Source organism: Oceanicaulis sp. (assembly GCF_965249665.1).
Classification (GTDB): domain Bacteria; phylum Pseudomonadota; class Alphaproteobacteria; order Caulobacterales; family Maricaulaceae; genus Oceanicaulis.
Genome location: NZ_OZ252247.1, coordinates 1,284,152 through 1,302,007, shown reverse-complemented (window position 1 = coordinate 1,302,007; position 17,856 = coordinate 1,284,152). Strand labels below are relative to the sequence as shown.

Annotated in this window: 19 protein-coding genes; 9 read left to right on the top strand and 10 right to left on the bottom strand. The window is 62.8% G+C overall.

Annotation, left to right across the window (positions count from 1 at the left end; translation table 11 throughout):
- Positions 1 to 96 precede the first annotated feature (96 nt).
- The gene (locus tag ACP154_RS06235; RefSeq protein ID WP_421860804.1) at positions 97 to 597 is read left to right on the top strand and encodes a TspO/MBR family protein; all 501 of its coding nucleotides are present in this window, start codon (positions 97 to 99) and stop codon (positions 595 to 597) included.
- On the opposite strand, the gene ACP154_RS06230 is transcribed toward ACP154_RS06235, so the two are convergent.
- Positions 587 to 883, bottom strand: a complete 297-nt coding sequence (locus ACP154_RS06230; protein ID WP_421860807.1) for a hypothetical protein — start codon at positions 881 to 883, stop codon at positions 587 to 589. The two genes, ACP154_RS06235 and ACP154_RS06230, sit on opposite strands and share 11 nt — an antisense overlap.
- Positions 884 to 1,130: 247 nt before the next feature.
- Between ACP154_RS06230 and ACP154_RS06225 the strand changes: the two genes are divergently transcribed.
- The gene (locus tag ACP154_RS06225; RefSeq protein ID WP_107712163.1) at positions 1,131 to 1,343 is read left to right on the top strand and encodes a cold-shock protein; all 213 of its coding nucleotides are present in this window, start codon (positions 1,131 to 1,133) and stop codon (positions 1,341 to 1,343) included.
- A gap of 79 nt (positions 1,344 to 1,422) precedes the next feature.
- Here the strand turns inward: ACP154_RS06225 and ACP154_RS06220 are convergent, their stop codons facing one another.
- Both ACP154_RS06220 and ACP154_RS06215 read right to left on the bottom strand, forming a co-directional pair.
- Positions 1,423 to 2,556, bottom strand: coding sequence for a serine hydrolase domain-containing protein (locus ACP154_RS06220; protein WP_421860810.1), 1,134 nt, complete (start codon positions 2,554 to 2,556; stop codon positions 1,423 to 1,425).
- 42 nt (positions 2,557 to 2,598) lie between these two features.
- Positions 2,599 to 4,173, bottom strand: coding sequence for a PfkB family carbohydrate kinase (locus ACP154_RS06215; RefSeq protein ID WP_421860812.1), 1,575 nt, complete (start codon positions 4,171 to 4,173; stop codon positions 2,599 to 2,601).
- Positions 4,174 to 4,197: 24 nt separating this feature from the next.
- Here ACP154_RS06215 and ACP154_RS06210 point away from each other — a divergent pair, with 24 nt between their 5' ends.
- From ACP154_RS06210 to ACP154_RS06200, 3 genes are all read left to right on the top strand, one after another.
- Positions 4,198 to 5,085: an HpcH/HpaI aldolase/citrate lyase family protein gene (locus tag ACP154_RS06210; RefSeq protein ID WP_421860815.1), complete on the top strand. Its 888-nt coding sequence runs from the start codon at positions 4,198 to 4,200 to the stop codon at positions 5,083 to 5,085.
- 11 nt (positions 5,086 to 5,096) lie between these two features.
- Positions 5,097 to 5,438, top strand: a complete 342-nt coding sequence (arsC, locus tag ACP154_RS06205; protein ID WP_421860818.1) for an arsenate reductase (glutaredoxin) — start codon at positions 5,097 to 5,099, stop codon at positions 5,436 to 5,438.
- Between the two features lie 78 nt (positions 5,439 to 5,516).
- Complete coding sequence (locus ACP154_RS06200; protein WP_421860820.1) at positions 5,517 to 7,262, top strand: ATP-binding protein; 1,746 nt, start codon at positions 5,517 to 5,519, stop codon at positions 7,260 to 7,262.
- On the opposite strand, the gene ACP154_RS06195 is transcribed toward ACP154_RS06200, so the two are convergent.
- Positions 7,259 to 7,795 (bottom strand): NUDIX domain-containing protein, encoded by a 537-nt coding sequence (locus ACP154_RS06195; RefSeq protein WP_421860823.1) that lies wholly within the window; start codon positions 7,793 to 7,795, stop codon positions 7,259 to 7,261. The genes ACP154_RS06200 and ACP154_RS06195 overlap by 4 nt on opposite strands.
- A 118-nt stretch (positions 7,796 to 7,913) precedes the next feature.
- On the opposite strand from ACP154_RS06195, the gene ACP154_RS06190 reads away from it, so the two are divergent.
- Complete coding sequence (locus ACP154_RS06190) at positions 7,914 to 8,474, top strand: MarR family transcriptional regulator (RefSeq protein ID WP_133724556.1); 561 nt, start codon at positions 7,914 to 7,916, stop codon at positions 8,472 to 8,474.
- 37 nt (positions 8,475 to 8,511) lie between these two features.
- Here the strand turns inward: ACP154_RS06190 and ACP154_RS06185 are convergent, their stop codons facing one another.
- The 5 genes from ACP154_RS06185 to ccmA all read right to left on the bottom strand — a co-directional run bounded on the left by ACP154_RS06185 (position 8,512) and on the right by ccmA (position 11,379).
- The gene (locus tag ACP154_RS06185; RefSeq protein ID WP_421860826.1) at positions 8,512 to 9,069 is read right to left on the bottom strand and encodes a DsbE family thiol:disulfide interchange protein; all 558 of its coding nucleotides are present in this window, start codon (positions 9,067 to 9,069) and stop codon (positions 8,512 to 8,514) included.
- Entirely contained in the window at positions 9,066 to 9,278 is a 213-nt protein-coding gene (gene ccmD, locus ACP154_RS06180; RefSeq protein WP_421860829.1) for a heme exporter protein CcmD, read from the bottom strand. The genes ACP154_RS06185 and ccmD overlap by 4 nt, the downstream gene beginning before the upstream one ends.
- The gene (locus ACP154_RS06175; RefSeq protein WP_107712153.1) at positions 9,275 to 10,018 is read right to left on the bottom strand and encodes a heme ABC transporter permease; all 744 of its coding nucleotides are present in this window, start codon (positions 10,016 to 10,018) and stop codon (positions 9,275 to 9,277) included. Before ACP154_RS06175 ends, ccmD begins: the two co-directional genes overlap by 4 nt.
- A gap of 66 nt (positions 10,019 to 10,084) precedes the next feature.
- Positions 10,085 to 10,753 (bottom strand): heme exporter protein CcmB, encoded by a 669-nt coding sequence (locus tag ACP154_RS06170; protein ID WP_421860832.1) that lies wholly within the window; start codon positions 10,751 to 10,753, stop codon positions 10,085 to 10,087.
- Positions 10,750 to 11,379, bottom strand: a complete 630-nt coding sequence (gene ccmA, locus ACP154_RS06165) for a heme ABC exporter ATP-binding protein CcmA (RefSeq protein ID WP_421860833.1) — start codon at positions 11,377 to 11,379, stop codon at positions 10,750 to 10,752. Before ccmA ends, ACP154_RS06170 begins: the two co-directional genes overlap by 4 nt.
- A 283-nt stretch (positions 11,380 to 11,662) precedes the next feature.
- Between ccmA and acnA the strand changes: the two genes are divergently transcribed.
- Entirely contained in the window at positions 11,663 to 14,341 is a 2,679-nt protein-coding gene (gene acnA / locus ACP154_RS06160) for an aconitate hydratase AcnA (protein ID WP_421860836.1), read from the top strand.
- 101 nt (positions 14,342 to 14,442) lie between these two features.
- A complete protein-coding gene (locus tag ACP154_RS06155; protein ID WP_421860839.1) occupies positions 14,443 to 14,925 on the top strand; it encodes a hypothetical protein in 483 nt (160 codons plus the stop codon).
- A gap of 11 nt (positions 14,926 to 14,936) precedes the next feature.
- On the opposite strand, the gene ACP154_RS06150 is transcribed toward ACP154_RS06155, so the two are convergent.
- Positions 14,937 to 16,109 (bottom strand): hypothetical protein, encoded by a 1,173-nt coding sequence (locus ACP154_RS06150; protein WP_421860841.1) that lies wholly within the window; start codon positions 16,107 to 16,109, stop codon positions 14,937 to 14,939.
- A gap of 155 nt (positions 16,110 to 16,264) precedes the next feature.
- Here ACP154_RS06150 and ACP154_RS06145 point away from each other — a divergent pair, with 155 nt between their 5' ends.
- A complete protein-coding gene (locus tag ACP154_RS06145; protein ID WP_421860844.1) occupies positions 16,265 to 17,839 on the top strand; it encodes a hypothetical protein in 1,575 nt (524 codons plus the stop codon).
- Positions 17,840 to 17,856: the final 17 nt, after the last annotated feature.

The following is a 17,856-nucleotide window of genomic DNA, read 5'->3' as shown; positions in this document are numbered from 1 at the left end:
CTGAACGCCGCCTCGCAAGGGGTGCTCTGGTCGGAGGCGCAAACCGTGTTAGAGTTCGCTCAAGGCCTGAAGAGCCTGGCGTAGAGGAGTCGATTCGTGGCGACGAACATCTTCCGCAAATCCCGTCCCGCTCTTGGACGCCTGGCCCTTTATCTGTTCCTTTTTGTCGGCGCTGCTCTGGCCCTGAACGCCTGGATTTTCAGCGGGCCCGCCATTCAATGGTCACGTACGCTGGACAACCCCGCCTGGGCGCCCCCCGGCGGAGTTGTCGGCGCAGTCTGGGTGGGTCTGTTCACGCTTATGGCGATCGCGGCGTGGAGCCTCGACCGCTATGGCGATGACCGCCAAAAGGATCTCGCTCGTACAGGCGTCATCGCCCAGTATCTGCTCTGCATGGGCTGGACCTGGGGATATTTTGGCCTGCAAAACGTCGCCAACGGATTTTACGTCACGGTCGCCGCGCTCGTCTTGTCCTTGCCGGTGACGGCTCAGGCCTTTCGCGCCTCACCACTCTCGGGCGTTCTGATGGTCCCGCTTGTGGGCTGGCTGATCTTCGCCCTGGCGCTCTCTTGGAGCACCTGGCGGCTTAACGTCTGAACCCGCGCCAGACCGTTACGCCAAACACGCCCAGAACAAGAATGCCGGCGCCGAGCTCGAGCAGGCTGACGCCCCATATCAAGGGCTCCACCAAAGGCGCTAGCCCGGACAGGGCGCGAGCGACCGTCGCGGTAATGCGTTCGCCATGAAACCCCGCGCCGACCGCCACAAAGACCAATAACGCCGCGCCAAAGCCCGACACGCGCATCAATCCGCCCGGATCGACGCCGCCCGACCGGGGCTCGCGGGACTTTGCGCTTATGAATCTTCGGGTTCGGCGACTCACTTTTCAGGTCCCTTGAACTAGCGCGCGCACGCCTAGGCTTTGCTTGTCGAGTATAGAATTTTCGGGCATAGTATTCCTCGCACGAGCGGCTTGAACAAGGCCCGGTGAAGAGTATGGAAGACCCGAGCGCCTAACGCCTCTGACTTTGCCTTCCCCGACCGCAATCCGCATGCTGTGCGCGGGACGCCGTGCACACATCCTATTGGCGTGGGACGCTGCGCGGACTGACGGGAAAGGACTTCTACCCATGACTACGGGTACCGTTAAATTCTTTAACACGGAAAAAGGTTTCGGCTTCATCACGCCTGATGAAGGCGACAAAGATGTGTTCGTGCACATCACCGCTGTGAAAGACGCCGGCCTGGAAGATCTGCGCGACGGCCAACGCATTGAGTTCGAAACTGAACCGGATCGCCGCGGCAAGGGCCCCAAAGCAGTAAACCTCAAGGCGATGGACTAAACGCCAGGATTACGCCTGATTTGAAGCGCCGCGCGAAACCCTCGCGCGGCGCTTTCTGTTTCGGCGGCCGTCCTATCAATCAAAGACAGCGATAGGAGGCGGCGATCAGCGCCTTGGCGCGTGCGTCGCCCACCAGAACATCCATCTGCCGGTTCATCACATAGGCCCCGGATACGCCGCGCTCGGGATCTGCGAACCCGCACGATCCGCCAAAGCCGTAATGGCCCACCGCCCGCGGTTCCGGGCCAAAGGCTTCGGAGTCGCGGTTGATCATCACCCCGGCCGCAAACGCCAGGTCAAAAGGCAAGACCCGATCCGGGCCTTGCACGCGTTCTTTGAGGGCCTGCGCAATAACCTCAGCAGACACAAACGCCTCCCCGTCCAGACGCCCTTGCGTCGCGAACGGCGCCATCAGGCGGGCGATGGCGTTCGCCGTGCCATGACCGTTCGCCGCCGGCAGCTCCGCCGAACGCCAGGTCGCTGTGCCGCGTCGCCCGGGCGAAGACCAGGGTTTGAGAAAAGCCGCCGCCTTCTCCGGCGTCATGGACCCCAGATGGGGCGGACGCGGGGGCAGGACATGTTCGGCGGCGCGATCATGCTCGCTTTCCGGGACGCCAATGTGAAAATCAATGCCGCGCGGGCCGCAGATCTCATCGCGCAGGATCGCGCCGACCGTGCGGTGCTTGGCGTCTGCACGGCGCACCACGGCGTCTGCGATGACGCCAAAACTGATCGGGTGATAGCCAGAGCCTTCGCCGAGCGGCCACAGGGGCGCCATGGCGGCGAACCGGCTTTCCATCAAATCGCGGTCAAACCAGTCGGACGGCTCCATCTCGTCTGGATAACCAGACAGCCCCGCCTGGTGCGACAACGCCTGCGCCAAGGTCACCGTGTCCTTGCCTGCTTGCGCAAACTCGGGCCAGACATCGGCGATGGGCGCGTCATAGTCGAGCCGACCGTTCTCAACCAGCCAGGCGACAACCAGCGCAGTCACAGCCTTGCCGGTGGAAAAGACCGGCGCAATCGTCTGCGCCGTCCACGGACGACTCGCCTTGCGGTCCGCATGCCCGGCGTGAATATCGACAAGAATCTCACCGTTCCGGATCAGGGTGAAGGCTGCGCCCAGCTCTTCGCGGTCCGTGAAGTTTTGCTCAAATGCCTCGGCCACCGGCTCGAAACCGGGTGCGAGATGTCCCTGGATATCAATGCTCATGGCTGTTCAGGTACAGGGCCGTGCCTGGGGTTTCAAGCACCATCAGGCATGAAGCGCCATCAGCAAGCCTCGCCCATCTTCGGGCGGGTCTTCAGGCAGACGCAACGCCTCACCGCCGGCGATACGCATCGCGGTCAGAACACAGAGCCCGGCGTCAATAAGATCGTCCGGCGCGCATAGCCCGGATTTGAAAGGGTGGGGCTCAAACAGCGCTTCAGGCAGCCCCTGCGCCACCAGCAACGCCAGACGCTCTTCGCGGCCCTCGCGGGTTTTCTTGCGATGCAGAGCCGGTTCTCCGGATATCTCGGTGAATGTCAGCTCCGGATGGGCTTCAAACACCACCCCGCGTGACAGGTCCGGGGTCATGATGTCATCAATTTCCCGGATTTTCGCAATCAGATGATAGGCCTGTTTGGACAGGCCCGGCCCGCCTGCGGCGCGATTGAGCTGATTGGCCTGTTCATAATCTGACGCCGACAGCGCGATGCGCAGGGGCGAGGGGAAAACACTGCTGCGCCGCGGCCCCAGTCGCTGCCGCGCCAGCCGCTCGCACACGCGGCCCGGCGGGTCGGAGGGCGCCATCTCAAACCCGATGGGCATGTCCACCGCGATGACCTGCGCGCCCCAGTCATACGCATCCTGGAATTGCTCGAAGACCGCCCGGCGCGGCGCCTCGATCCCGTTCAGATCAACCATCAGTGCAGCCCAGCCCGCCTTGCAGCCGTCCAGTCCCATCACCCAGGCGGGTCTCTGCGCCCCTACCCGGCGTAACGCCGGTGCGCGCAATGGTGTCTGAAGGGTTTGGGCGGTCAGCAAGAGATCGCGGGCATCGCCCGCCAAGCGCGTTTCGTCCAGAACATGAGAGATCCGCGCCATCCCCCGCGCCGCCGCGTCCCGCCAGCGTGCCCCCGCCAGACGTTCCACCAGGGCGCTGGCGGCGAATACGTCACCGGTTCCATAGGGCGCGGGCTCAATCCGGGGCATATAGGCGCTGAAAGCGTCATCGGGGGTGACGCAAATCACCGAAACTTCGTTCAGCGCCGCGGGCGCGGACGTGCACATCACCACCGGCGCCAGACCGCGCGCCGCCTTGACCGCGTCTTCAGGGGTCTTGATCTCGGATCGGCTGAGCCAGGCGAGTTCAAACCTGTTGGGCGTAATGACGCTGGCGAGCGGAATCAGGTCGTCGCGGATGGCGCGGGCGGTCTCAGGGCTCACATACAGCCCGTCATCACCGCCATCCGCCGCCCCGTCTCCCATGATCGGGTCCACCATCACCACACACTCGGGGCGTTGGGCGCGTGTTTCCGCGATCAGGCCTGCCGCCAAACGAACCTGGTCCGGATTGTGAAAATAGCCGGTGAAGATCGCCTCCGACCGCTCAAGCAGGCCATGGGCCTTCACACCGTCCAGCGCAGAGGCCATCAAATCCGTCGGTGTCGGCCCGCCCCCCGGCGCGCCCAGCCCCGGATGCCGCCCCAAAACCACGGTCGGGACAAAAATCGGACGGATCGAGGCCGCGTTGAGCACCTGATTGGTGACCTGACCGCCGACCTGGCTGGACGCCACGAGCGAACTGATCACCAGAACGGAGGTCTGAGGTGTGGTGTTGGACATGAGCCTTATGTAAGCCTTTCCGTCATGACAGACGATTCTTCACCTGCAAACGCGAACGCCCGCCTGTTCCGCTCGGTCCTGTTTGTTCCCGGCGACAAGCCGCGCGCGCTGGACAAAGCAAAAGACCTGGGCGCGGACGCCCTGATCATCGACCTGGAAGATGCGGTCACGCCCGAGCGTAAATCTGAAGCCCGGCGCAATGCCCTGGACGCCATGGCTCAATACAGGCGCCATCATCTGTTCACGGTGTTAAGGATCGCCGAACCCGGATCACCGGATCTGGCGGCGGACTGTCCCATCGCTGCGCAGAGCAAGCCGGATGCCGTCCTGATCGCCAAGCTTGAAGACCCTGAACAGCTGAGCGTCGTGCGCAAACGCCTTGATGACGCCGGATATGACGGCCCGGTCTGGGCGATGATCGAAACGCCGCGCGGCGTCTTCAATGTCGAGGCGATCGCCCGTCAGGCGTCGTTAAACCGGCTTGAAGCGCTGGTCGCGGGCGCCAATGATCTGGCGGAGGGGCTGCGTCTGCCTGAGGGCGAGATGCGACGCAGTACGCTGCAGCCCCATCTGGCGCGTCTGGTGCTGGCGGCGCGCGCCACGGGGCTTGTTGTACTGGATGCGGTCTTCAATGCTTACACCGATGAGGCCGGGCTTGAGGCCGAAGCGCGCCAGGGCCGACAGCTTGGCTTTGACGGCAAGACCTTGATTCATCCCGCCCAGATCTATCCCGTCCACAGAGCGTTCGCCCCAAGCACGGCTGAACTAGACTGGGCGCAAAGCGTCGTTGACGCCTTTGAAGACCCCGCCAATGCGACCAAGGGCGCCGTTCCGCTCAAGGGACGGATGGTGGAACATATGCATTTGCGCACCGCCCAGGCCCTGCTGGCCGCTGCGCTGACCGACGAATGAGGAATGATGACATGGAATACTGGCACAATCCGCGCTGCTCGAAATCCCGCGATGCCCTGGCGCTGCTTGAACAGCACGGCTACCGCCCGACAATCCGCGAGTATCTCAAGGATGCGCCCGACGCCGACGAAATCCGGTCAGTCGTGTCAAAACTGCGCCTGTCCAGCGCTCGCGATCTCATGCGCACCAAGGACGCGCTTTATAAAGAGCTCGGGCTGAAAGAGGTCAGCGATGAAGACCAGCTGATCAAGGCCATGGCTGACAATCCCAAGCTGATCGAGCGACCGGTTCTGATCCATGAGTCACGCGCCGCGCTGGGACGTCCGGTTGAACAGATTCTGGACGCGGTCTGAGCCCAGACCGTCATGAGGTCTCACCAGATTGAAACGCATTAAAGTCCAGATTGGTCATAACCCGCTTTCGGAGCTCGTATGCCGCAATCTGCCTCCACCCTGGACGCCTATCGGAGCGTCGCGCGCAGTCGCGCGAAAGAGCTGCCGACCCGGATCGGGCTGTCCTTGCTGGGCTCGGCGGTTCTGTATCTGGGGGGCATGCCGCTATTCGCGCTAATCTACGCCATACTCTCTTTGACGTCGCAACTGATTGACCGCTGGGTCTCCTCCCGTTTCTCTTCCCCCTCTCGGACAAGCCCTGTCACCCGAGGCGAAATGTGGGCCGCAAACCTGTCCATGGTGCAGGCTGCGGCGATCTATTCGATGATCAGCATCGGATTATGGAACTCCTGGGGCGCGACCGGAGAGGCGGTCGCGCTGTTGTTTCTGTGCGGCGCGCTTTTTCATATCGCCGTTCATTCCAATCAGGACATGATGCTGACCTTGTCAGGCGGGCTTCCCCACGCTGCTTATCTGATCAGTTTGCCCCTGTTGGCGATGTTCGCTCCGGATGGTCCGCATTTGGAGTATGGCCTGGTGCTGATCGCGGGCCTGCTGTTCCTGATGCATTTCATCGTGGCCGCGCGCCGGTTCGGCGACGCGAGTTTTCGCATTCTCGCGGCGCAACGCAAGGCGGAGCTCGCCAATGCGGCGAAGACACGGTTCCTGGCCAATATGAGCCATGAAATTCGTACACCGCTCAATGGGGTGATGGGGATGGCGCAGCTTCTTGAGCATACAGACCTCACGCCCAAGCAGCGCGGCTATGTGCAGACCTTGAATTCATCGGGAAACGCCCTGCGCGGGCTGATCGATGATGTTCTCGACATCTCCCGCATCGAAGCGGGCGAGCTGGCGCTGGAAAGCGCGCCTTATGCGCCGTCCGACCTGTTGCGGGCTGCGGCTGACACCATTAGCGGTCAGGCGGCCCAGAAGGGACTCGCTCTCGAGCTCGACATCCCGCCCGCCCTCGAAACCCTGGCCATGGGCGATGCGACACGGATTTTGCAGATTTTGACAAACTTTGCCGGCAACGCCGTCAAATTCACCGAAACCGGCGTCATCACGATCAGTGGCCGCATGATCAAGCCGGGATGGATGGAGCTGAGCGTTTCAGACACCGGACCGGGCATCCCGCCCGACGCGCTGGCGCTCATTTTCGATCGCTTTCACCAGCTTGATGACAGCCCTGGCCGCCGTCATGAAGGAACCGGGCTCGGTCTGACGATTGCGCAGGAAATCGCCAATCTGGCGGGGGGTGAACTCGGCGTTGAGAGCGAGCAGGGGGCCGGAAGCCGGTTCTGGGTGAGGTTGCCCCATACCGCCGCCAAACCCGGCGCAGTCGCAGCCCATTTGCAACCGTCCTCGTCTGCGGATGTGGAAGCGCCGGTGCAAGCAGGCGCGCGCACGGCCTTGATCGTTGAGAACAACACCATCAACCGCAATCTGCTGGCCGATTTTCTGGAAGGCGCAGGCTGGTCGGTCCTTCAGGCTGTCAGCGCGGAGCACGCGCTGGAAGTGCTCGATCTCACCGAACAGGACCCCGATGTGGTCTTGCTCGATCTACACATGCCCGGACTCTCCGGCGAGGATCTGCTTTCGATGTTGAACAACGCCTATCCGCAGTCGCCGGTTGTCATCGTCACAGCTGACGCCACCAGCGGAACATCGCAACGCTTGCGGGCAAAAGGCGTGAAGGACTATTTCGTGAAACCCGTGAATCTCGACGCGCTCGCCGAAACGCTGAACCGGATCACTGCGCCGGGCGAAACCGGAGCGAGCTAATAGGGACGCAGGCCTGGCGCCTGAGTTCGCATGGAAGGCGGCTGTGCATGTCCGTGCCCGGCCCGATAATCATCCAGCGCCCATTTGACGCTGGGAAACGCCAGATCCCTGAGCGGCAAGCGGTCCCATTCAAAAAGCGCCACCTCCTGACTTTCGGGCCCGGCCGCAATATCCGGCGCCGCAAAGCGCGCGCGAAAGAAAATCTGGACCTGGGAGATGCGCGGCACGGAATAAATGCCCAGAACGCCGTCAAGTTCGAGCGAAGCGCAGGCCTCTTCGCGCGCTTCACGCAAGGCCGCCTCCTCCACGCTCTCACCTTCTTCCATATAGCCGGCGGGCAAGGTCCAGTATCCCGACCGCGGTTCGATCGCACGGCGGCACATCAGAACGCGTCCATCCGCATGGGTCGCGACAACGCCGGCGACAATCTTGGGATTCACGTAATCGATAAAGCCGCAGGTCCGACATACCCGGCGTTCGCGGTCCTCACCCTCAGGTGTGGCATGATGGAAATCAGGTTCTTGCGTGTCCATGTCAAAACCCTTGCAGTATTCGTTTTTTAAAAGGTCATTCCGTATCAAGAAGGACTTGTTATTGAAACGTCGCGAAACCGGGGTATGGTTGCATTGTTCCGTCGCCGGAGGGTGAAATATGGCTGACGCACTGGATTTCGACCTTAATGTCTCGCCCGGTCATTTGATGCACCGCGCGCAGCAATTTGCTGCGGAGCAGTTCTCGGAAGCGACAGGCGGCGTACAGATCACTCAGCGCCAGTTCGCCGTGCTTTGCGCCGTACATGATGCGGAAGGCCTGACCCAGACCCAACTCGTCCAGGCGACCGGGATCGACCGCTCCACACTGGCGGAGCTGGTCTCGCGCATGGCCGCCAAAGGGCTTCTGGTGCGCGAGAAGGCGCCTGGCGACGCGCGGGCCAATTCTGTGCGCTTTACTGATGAAGGCCGGCAGCTTCACGCCACGGTGATTGCAGGCGCCAGGGCGGCCGATGACGCAATCTTGATGGCCTTGCCCAAGAACAAGCGCGCCAGCTTCGTCGAAGCGCTCAACCGCATCGCTCGCGCCTCCGAACTGGGGGCGGAAGCCGCCCGCGAGGAAGCCAAGAAAGCAAAGCTCGCCGAGAAAGCCGCCAAGGCCAAATCCAAGGGCGGCGACAAGAAGAAAAAGAAAAAGAAGAAAAAGGCCGCCGCCGAGTAACCGTCTCGCCGAGCGCTCTCACCTGAGACAGTCCGGTTTATCGAGCGTCTGGCCAGGTGATGGGCTGCCCGCCGGCTTCGGCCCAGGGCTCGGCGAAGCGCTGTATCCAGACAATGTCGGTAACGGCCCCGCGCCATCGCGCACGAATAACGCCGTCGCCATCCACGATAAAGGTTTCAGGCGGGCCGGTAACGCCCAGCTCGAACCCGGCGCGGCCTTCGGGATCGGCCACATGCCCGGCGAAGGGATCGCCCAGCTGATTGAGAAACCGGGCGGCGTCCGCCTCTTCATCTTTATACAGCACGCCATAGATCGGCACGCCCTGTGCGGCCAGCGCTTCAAAATAAGGATGCTCGACCCGGCAAGGCGGACACCAGGACGCCCAGACATTCAGCAGATATGGACCCTGTGTGGCGGCGGGATCATAGCCGGTCTGTACAAACGTCACAGGCGCCAGCGGCAAGTTCAGATCGCTGACGCGCTGACCGAGGATCGGATCGCCGCTCGCTTCGCTGGGCCGCAAAAGCGCAATCGCGAACAGGATCAAGAGCAGGCCCACCCCGATCACCGGGAACCAGGTCATCAAGTTTTTCATGCCGCATCCTCATCCGATTGCGCGGCAGGCGACGTCTGAGCGGCCGCGGCTTCGAGGGCCTGAAGGCGCTTCAGTCGCGCGGCGGCGGCTTGCCGACGCGAAACCGTCAGCCAAATCAGCCCGCCGCTGCCCAGCACACTCAGTCCATACGACACCCAGACGTAAACAGCGTATCCGTCCATGGCGAAGAAGTCGGTGAGTGCGCTCATAGCTCCGCCTCCAGTTCCAGGCGCCGCTCGCGACGGCGCTCCAAAGCGTCAGCGCGACGCTCCATCAGCATGGCGCGCATCTGGGTGAGGATGAGAGCGAGATACAGGACCGTGAACGCCAACGCCATGATCGCCAGAGGCCAGAGCTGGGAGGGATCAATCGTCGGCCCGTCAAAGCGGAACACGCTGGCAGGCTGATGAAGCGTATTCCACCAATCCACCGAGAATTTGATGATCGGCAGATTGATCAGGCCCGCCATGGCGAGGATCGCGCCAGCGCGCGCCGAGAGCTTCTCGTCTTCGATCGCTGCACGCAGCGCCATATAGCCCAGATACAGCAAGAACAGCACCAGCATGGAGGTCAGGCGCGCATCCCAGACCCACCAGGCGCCCCACATGGGTCGGCCCCAGAGCGCGCCCGTGGCCAGGCACAAAAACGCAAAGACAGCGCCAGCAGGCGCGATGGCGCGCGCGGCCAGATCGGCGAGGTTATGCCGCCAGATGAAATAGACGAAGCTGGCGCCGCCCAGGCCCGCATAGGCGAACATGGCGAGCCAGGCGGCTGGCACATGCACATACATGATCCGCACGGTGTCAGACTGCTGGTAATCCTCAGGCGAGAAATACAGCGCCCAGGGCAGGCCGATGGCGAACAGCACAGCGGTCAGCCCCCAGCACCAGGGCAGGACAGCGCGGGCGAGACGGTCGAACCGCTCAGGATTGGCGAAATAGCTCCACATGATCCGATCACCTAGCGGGGCTGGCCCTGTGGGGCAAGCCAATGCGGCGCTGGGCCGCAAGCAATATCACTCCAGACGGGCTTTCAGCGCCGCCGCCGCGCCGAACGGCGCCAGCGCCAGAGCCACGAGCGAACCTGCCAGCGCCATCATCAGATTGGGCCCTTCAAGCCCGGTCCCGTCCATCGCCGCCCGGCCCGCGCCCGACGCGAAGACTAAAAGCGGCACTTGCAGGGGCGCTGCAATCAGCGCGATCAGCAGCCCGGCGCGCTTCAGCCCTGCAGCCAGTGCGCCCGCAAAGGCCGCGATGAACGCCAGACCCGGCGCGGCGAAGGCCAGCCCCAGCGCCAGCATAAAGGCGGAGCCGACATCCATGCCGTAAGCGAGCCCGCCCATGAAAGCGAGCAATGGCGTCGTCCAGAACACCGCCAGAATGAAGGCCAGCGTCTTCATGAACACGGCGAGCGCCAGCCCAACGGGCGACAGCGCATAAAGCTCCAACGTGCCGTCCGAAGCGTCTTCGCTGAAGATCCGCTCAGCAGGCTGCAAGGTTGCGAGCAGGGCGGCGAAGGCGATGACGCCCGGTCCCGCCGCACGCAAGGTCTCAGCGTCCGGGCCAATGGCCAGCGGCGCCAACGCCAGAGCGGCCAGATTGAACGCCGCCGGACCCGCCGGCCCGCCGCCGCCCGCAAAGGCCAGACGGAGCTCGCGCCCAAAGATCGCGCCCAGCGCGCTCATCCTACACCCGCCGCGGTTTGCGTGGGGGCGGGGCGCAAATCCTCGACCCGCGCGCCCTGCCATCCCAGATCCACATGGGTGGCGGCGATGACGCTCCCCCCGGCCTGACAATGAGATTGAACCAGCGCCGCCAGACGTTCGCGCGAGCGCGCATCAAGCGGCGCGGCCGGTTCATCCAGCAGCCAGACTGGGCGGTTTGACAGCGCGATCCGCGCCAGCGCGGTGCGCCGCTTCTGGCCCGCCGACAGCGTCCCGCAACTCCGCCGCGCCAGATGCGCCAGCGCCATTTGCACCATGACAGCGTCGAGCTGGCTGGCGTCGCCGCCATAAAGCCCCGCCCAGAATTGCAAGGACTGCTCGACGGTTTCAGAGGGTTTCAGCGCGTCCGCATGACCCAGAAACGCGACCGTTTGCGGGTCCATCCCGATCTCGCCCCTCAACGGCCGCACCAGACCGCCCAGCGCGCGCAGCAGCGTGGTCTTGCCTGACCCGTTCGGGCCCAAAAGCACCAACGCCTCGCCAGGCTCGACCGTCAGCGAAAAGCCGGTCAGCACAGTCTTTCCCCCGCGCTCAAGGCGCAGGTCGGAGACGGCGATGGAGGCGGGAGCAAAGGCGGCGGAACTCATGGTCACAGACTTAGCCGCACTTCGCCCGGGGGTCCAAGGCTGTGATGTCGCAGATCAACACAAGGCCTTTTCGGAGCGGCCCGTTCAATGTCCCGCAAGTTGAGAATGCGTTGCGATAAAGGAGATTGACGCGTCTCAGACATTCGCCCGCATTGCAGCGCAGCGCAGACAGTATTAAAACCCGCGCGAAACCCTTTCCGTCGTGTGGTCGCGCACGACACTCCGTCCGTCCCGCCCGCACCCTCTCAAATGCGGCGGTCCGGCCCGACAACGAGGACCAAACATGGCTTCATTGGACAGCTTCAAGTGCCGTCGCGAAATGACGGTCGCAGGCAAGACCTACACCTATTTCGATCTGAAAGAGGCCGAGAAGAACGGTCTCGACGGCGCCTCCAAGCTGCCCTACACGCTGAAGGTCCTCTTGGAAAACCTGCTGCGTTTTGAAGACGGTCGCACCGTCACCAAAGCCGACATTGAAGCCGTCGCGGCCTGGACCAAGACCGGCAAATCCAGCCATGAAATCGCCTATCGCCCGGCGCGCGTTCTGATGCAGGACTTCACCGGCGTTCCGGCTGTGGTCGACCTCGCCGCCATGCGCGACGCCACCACCTCTCTGGGCGGCGATCCGAAATCGGTGAACCCGCTGGTCCCTGTCGACCTCGTCATCGACCACTCTGTGATGGTGGATTATTTCGGCGGTGAAGACAGCTTCGAAAAAAACGTCTCGCGCGAATACGAACGCAATGGCGAGCGTTACAAGTTCCTCAAATGGGGCTCGAGCGCGTTTGACAATTTCCGCGTCGTGCCGCCGGGCACCGGCATCTGCCACCAGGTGAATCTCGAGAATCTGGCTCAGACCGTCTGGACCAAGGATGAAGACGGCGTCACCTACGCCTATCCCGACACCCTCGTGGGCACCGACAGCCACACCACCATGGTCAACGGCCTGGCCGTGCTGGGCTGGGGTGTGGGCGGCATCGAGGCCGAAGCCGCCATGCTGGGCCAGCCGATCTCCATGCTGATCCCCGAAGTCGTCGGCTTCAAGCTGACGGGCAAGCTGCCGGAAGGCGCAACCGCCACCGACCTGGTGCTGACCGTCGTGGAAATGCTCCGCAAGAAAGGCGTGGTCGGCAAATTCGTGGAATTCTTCGGCGCCGGCATCGACACTCTGTCGCTGGAAGACGCCGCGACCATCGCCAACATGGCGCCCGAATACGGCGCGACCTGCGGCTTCTTCCCGGTCGACAACGAAGCGCTTGAATATCTGCGCGCCACGGGCCGCGACGAAGATCGCGTCCAGCTGGTCGAGCAATACTCCAAGGCTCAGGGCATGTTCCGCCCCGAGCGCAAGGACGACCCGGTTTATACCGACACGCTGGAGCTGGACCTCGCCAGCGTCGTGCCGTCGCTGGCTGGCCCGAAACGTCCGCAGGACCGCGTGGCGCTCGACGTCGCCGCGGACGCCTTCGCCACTGTCCTCAAGGACGAGTTCAAGAAGGCTGACGAAGCCGCCAAGCGTGTCGCTGTCGAGGGCGAAGACTTCTCCATCGGTCATGGCGATGTGGTCATCGCTGCGATCACCTCGTGCACCAACACGTCCAACCCGTCTGTGATGCTGGGCGCCGGTCTTGTGGCGCGCAACGCCCTCAAGAAGGGCCTGAAAGTCAAGCCATGGGTGAAAACCTCCCTCGCGCCGGGCTCCCAGGTCGTTACCGACTATCTGGAGAAAGCCGAGCTACAGGATGATCTGGATGCGCTGGGCTTCAACCTGGTGGGCTATGGCTGCACCACCTGCATCGGCAATTCCGGCCCGCTGCCGGCGCCGATCTCCAAGGCCATCAAGGACGGCGATCTGGTCGCCACGTCCGTGTTGTCGGGCAACCGCAACTTTGAAGGCCGGGTGAGCCCGGACGTGCGGGCGAACTATCTCGCCAGCCCGCCGCTGGTGGTCGCCTACGCCATCGCCGGCACCATGAACATCAATGTGGCGACCGATCCGCTGGGCGAAGACGCCGACGGCAACCCGGTCTACCTCAAGGACATCTGGCCGACCTCCGCTGAGATCGCCGAGGTTGTCCGTGCTGCGGTCACCCCGGAAATGTTCGCCAAGCGCTATGCCGACGTCTTCAAGGGCGACGCCATGTGGCAGGGCATCGAGACCTCGGGCGGCCTGACTTATGATTGGCCGGAAAGCACCTATGTGGCCAACCCGCCCTTCTTCACCGGCATGAGCACGGATGTGACCCCGCCGAAAGATATCGACGGCGCCCGCATTCTGGGTCTGTTTGGCGACTCGATCACCACCGACCACATCTCTCCGGCGGGCTCCATCAAGGCGGACAGCCCGGCAGGTCTGTACCTGCAGGAAAAAGGCGTCGAACCGCGTGAGTTCAACTCCTATGGCGCGCGCCGCGGCAATCACGATGTGATGATGCGCGGCACCTTCGCCAATATCCGCATCAAGAACCAGATGGTTCCGGGCGTGGAAGGCGGCGTCACCAAGCTGCAGCCGTCTGGCGAAGAGATGCCGATCTATGACGCGGCCATGAAGTACGCCGAAGCGGACACTCCGCTGGTGGTCTTCGGCGGCAAGGAATACGGCACGGGCTCCTCGCGCGACTGGGCGGCCAAAGGCACCCGTCTCTTGGGCGTCAAAGCCGTGATCTGTGAGAGCTTCGAGCGCATCCACCGCTCCAACCTGATCGGGATGGGCGTACTGCCGCTGCAATTCCAGAATGGCGAGAGCTGGGACAGCCTGGGCATTACCGGCAAGGAAACCATAGCGCTCAAGGGCGTCGAGGGCGTCAAGCCGCGCGGCCAGGTCACCCTGGAAATCACGTTCGCGGACGGATCGAAAAAAACCACCGAGCTTCTGGCCCGGATCGATACCGAGAACGAGCTCGATTACGTCAATAATGGCGGCATCCTGCACTACGTCCTGCGCCAGCGCGCCATGGCGTAAGCGATCAGGCATCGCTGCAACAACGAACCCCGGCGGATCGCTCCGCCGGGGTTTTTTGTGGGCGCGGCCATACCAATCCCGACGCCGAGAGTTATATCCGTATGCACAGCTCACAGGGCGGCGTTCGTGCAGGCGAAACTCTCATCGTGAATTACACAACACGCATAGATCATCCACAGCACCTGGTCGTGTTTCAGAACTCAGGCGAAATCACGCAGGATGATCTTGGTTCTGTGCTGACTCTGTTCCGAGACCCCGCCTTTCCAGCCGACTACGACTTGATCACCCTGTTTGAAGCGGATGTGAGCACCAATCTGGATCACACAGCGCTTGTGCATCATGCCATTGAACGGCAGCGCACCCTGTCAGAACGCACCCCCGAGCAAACAATCAGATCCGCGCTCGTCGCCGTGCCGGACGGTCTGAAATCCATGCTGGAGCTCTGGCCGTTGTTTTTTCCCGACTCTGACAACAGCTTGAAGATCTGTTTTTTTGATACGCTTGAAGAGGCGCTCGTCTGGCTCGACCGGCGTCCGATTAATGTTGAGGCGCTGCCTCCATTTCCAAGCCCGCCGACCGAGTGAAGCATCCGCCCTCAGACCGGCGCCAGGGTGAGCACCAGAGCATTTTCAGATTCAACCGACAAAGACGCTGATACGCTGGGCGGAAACGCCTTGAGCTGAGCGATTTTTCTGAGCTCTTCAGGCACGGTGTTGCCCGACACCGTCACCACCAGCGGCAGTTTGACAGCGTGAGCGGGCGGTTCCGCCCTGGCGCCGGGCCCCTTGATGATAAAAGCGCCGCCTGTGACCGCGCCGCCCTGATCCACCACCAGGGTCGGCCCTTCGCCCTGGCAATCGGTCAGCGTCACCGACATCAGGCCGTCCGTCTGGCCAAACCGGGTGCATTTCAGCGCGCCATGCCCGCCCAATTCAATGACCCCACCCTCGTTGAGAAGCGTGTCGACGCGCACCTCCTGACCGGCGCCGCCGCCAGTCGTCGCGCCGCAGCCTTGATAGACCCCGCCCGGTTTCAGGGTCACCGCCGAAGCGTTCACTGCAACCATGCGCGCGGTCTTCGACGGATTGTCAGGGTCCAGCAGGATCGGCGTGGCCGACAGGAGGGTGGAGCTGGTGTCCACCGCTTCGATCCGGCAGTCATCACCCAAGCTCAGACCGTCCACGGTCAGGGTGGAGTTGGGGTTCAGACCCACGATCGTGCCTTGATCAGCGATCAGGGTCTGATTGATGGCGCAAGGTTGCTGACCTGTCTGGGTGACGATCACAGCGCCGTTTGAAAGGGTGAGAGGGTGTGTGGCGTTCAGCACGCCGCCCACGCTCACAGCGCCCCTGGACACCGCCTCCAATTGCCCGGTGACGGTGAAACTCTCTCCGCCGGGCACGCTCAGAGCACCGCCCTGGACCAGCAGGGCGTCATGGATCTGCCCGCCCTCAAGGCCGGTCAGCTGACCTTGAAAAATCTGGGTGAAACCAGTCCCTTCGATCATCAGGCTGAGGGTGAGATTGACGCCCTCTCCAACCACTTCGACTGCGCTATAGCCTTTGGCGTCAATGCGGGCGGCTGTGCTGGAATAAAGCGTCGCCGACCGCGTAAATGTCGGCGCGGACGCCGTCAACGCAAAGGACTCCACCACGTCAATGGCCGATCCCTCGCCCCGGTTCACGGTCTTGATCGCGGAGACATAGTCCGACGCGTCCAACACCGTGATGACAGACGCCTTCAGGGGGTGAGTCTTGGGATGATGCATGGCCGCCTCCAGTTCCGGACTGAACGGGAAGCGTACGGGGCGCTGCGCCCTGTGACCCGAGCGACAACGCCGCTGGCCCTATTTCCCCAGACGCGCGAATTGACAGTCAAAGCGCCCCAACCATAACGTCCAGCGTGAAAGATGGAGTCGAAAACATGCTGCATGCCCTGATCGCCGCTCTGGCCTCATCTCCGCCTGTTGAGACCGCCCACCAGGTTCGGCTGACCCTTCCACCCCAGCAGTCTCGCAACCGCTTCATCGTAGACTATGAGATCGGGACGGAAGGTCTGGACCAAATGCGTCTGAGGGACATGACGTCACACGATCCTCAATGCCCGCAAACGCACTATGAACTGCTGGACATCGAGAACGCGCACTCGCTTTCGCCAACGTCTGATGATCCAAGGATTGTCGCAACGCTGGCGCCTCTTTCAGAAGCCCCCATCCGCATTCGGTACGCCGTCAGCCAGACCGATCTCGCCCTGACGCCCTCAGCACCATGCAACTGGCTGATAGCGCGAGAAAAGAGTCTCTATCTGGACGGACGCAGCCTGTTCCTGGCGCCTCGACCTGTGGACGCTGAAGGACGACCTTACCGGTTAGGCGAGACCCGAGTTTCGATCGATTTCCCGGCATCACAGAGTGCGCCAAGCGTTACGTCCGCTGAGTCGGTGGCTCCGAACGTCTGGCGCCAAGAGCGCTTTAACGCCCTCCTCTTTGGCCACATTCTGAGCCTTGAAACACAGCATCAGGGGTCTGGGCTGACCGTGCGTGTGCTGGGCGACGCCCTGTCGTCCGGCCGCGCGCTGGCGCTTGAGCAAGCGCTGAAAAGCGCATCAGGTTTCTTCGAGACTTGGCTGCACGTGCCTGCGCCGCGCCAGTATCACGTCATCTTGCTCAGCGCAGACCAAGGCGGGTTTGGCGAATATATCGGCGAGGCGCGTCCAGACACGCAAACCCTGATCCTGACGCCCGGCGTGTCTGACGCCGCGCTTGAACGTTTCACCCTGCATGAGCTGGCGCACCATTGGGACCTGTCCCGGTTTCGGGACCTCCCGGCAGAGGAAGACCTGACCTGGTTGAGGGAAGGCTATGTGGAGTTTCTGGCGCATCTGGCTCTGGTTGAGACCGGACGCGCCAGTCAAGACGTGCTCATCACGCGCGCGAACCGAGCACTCGCGAACCGCGCGACCGGCTGGGCGCCGGAAATCCTGCCCGACGACGAGGGCTATCTGTTCTGGTTCTCACTCTTTGAGCACTCAGCGGATATGGAGGCCTTCTTCAGTTTTGTGAGCAGGCTAACCGCACGGAGCAACACTCCGCTCACCGCAAATGAGTTACGGGCGCTGGCTCTTGAGTACGGTCTGACTGAGGCAGGCATCGAGCTTGGCCAGCCGCCAAACTGCGTCAGCGCTGACGGGCGCGTCTATGTTCAGACGGTCAGATCATGGCCGGCCTACGCCGACGGCCTGGAGTTTGACCCTGAAGTCCACGGGCTTGTGCTGTCAGCTGAGCCAGAGAGCCCCGCGGAATTGTCAGGCCTGCAGGCGGGGGAGCAGCTTCTTCGGATTGTGTCAGGCGGTTACGGCGACATTCAGCAGCCGCTCACACTGGAGATCGCTGGAAACCCGGTTCGGACCGTCTCCTTCATGCCGCACGACCCATCCTCCACCGAGAACTTTGCCCAGTACCTCCCTGATACAAGTCGGGCCTCCAATCAGTGTGACTGAAGGCCCGCCCTGAATAC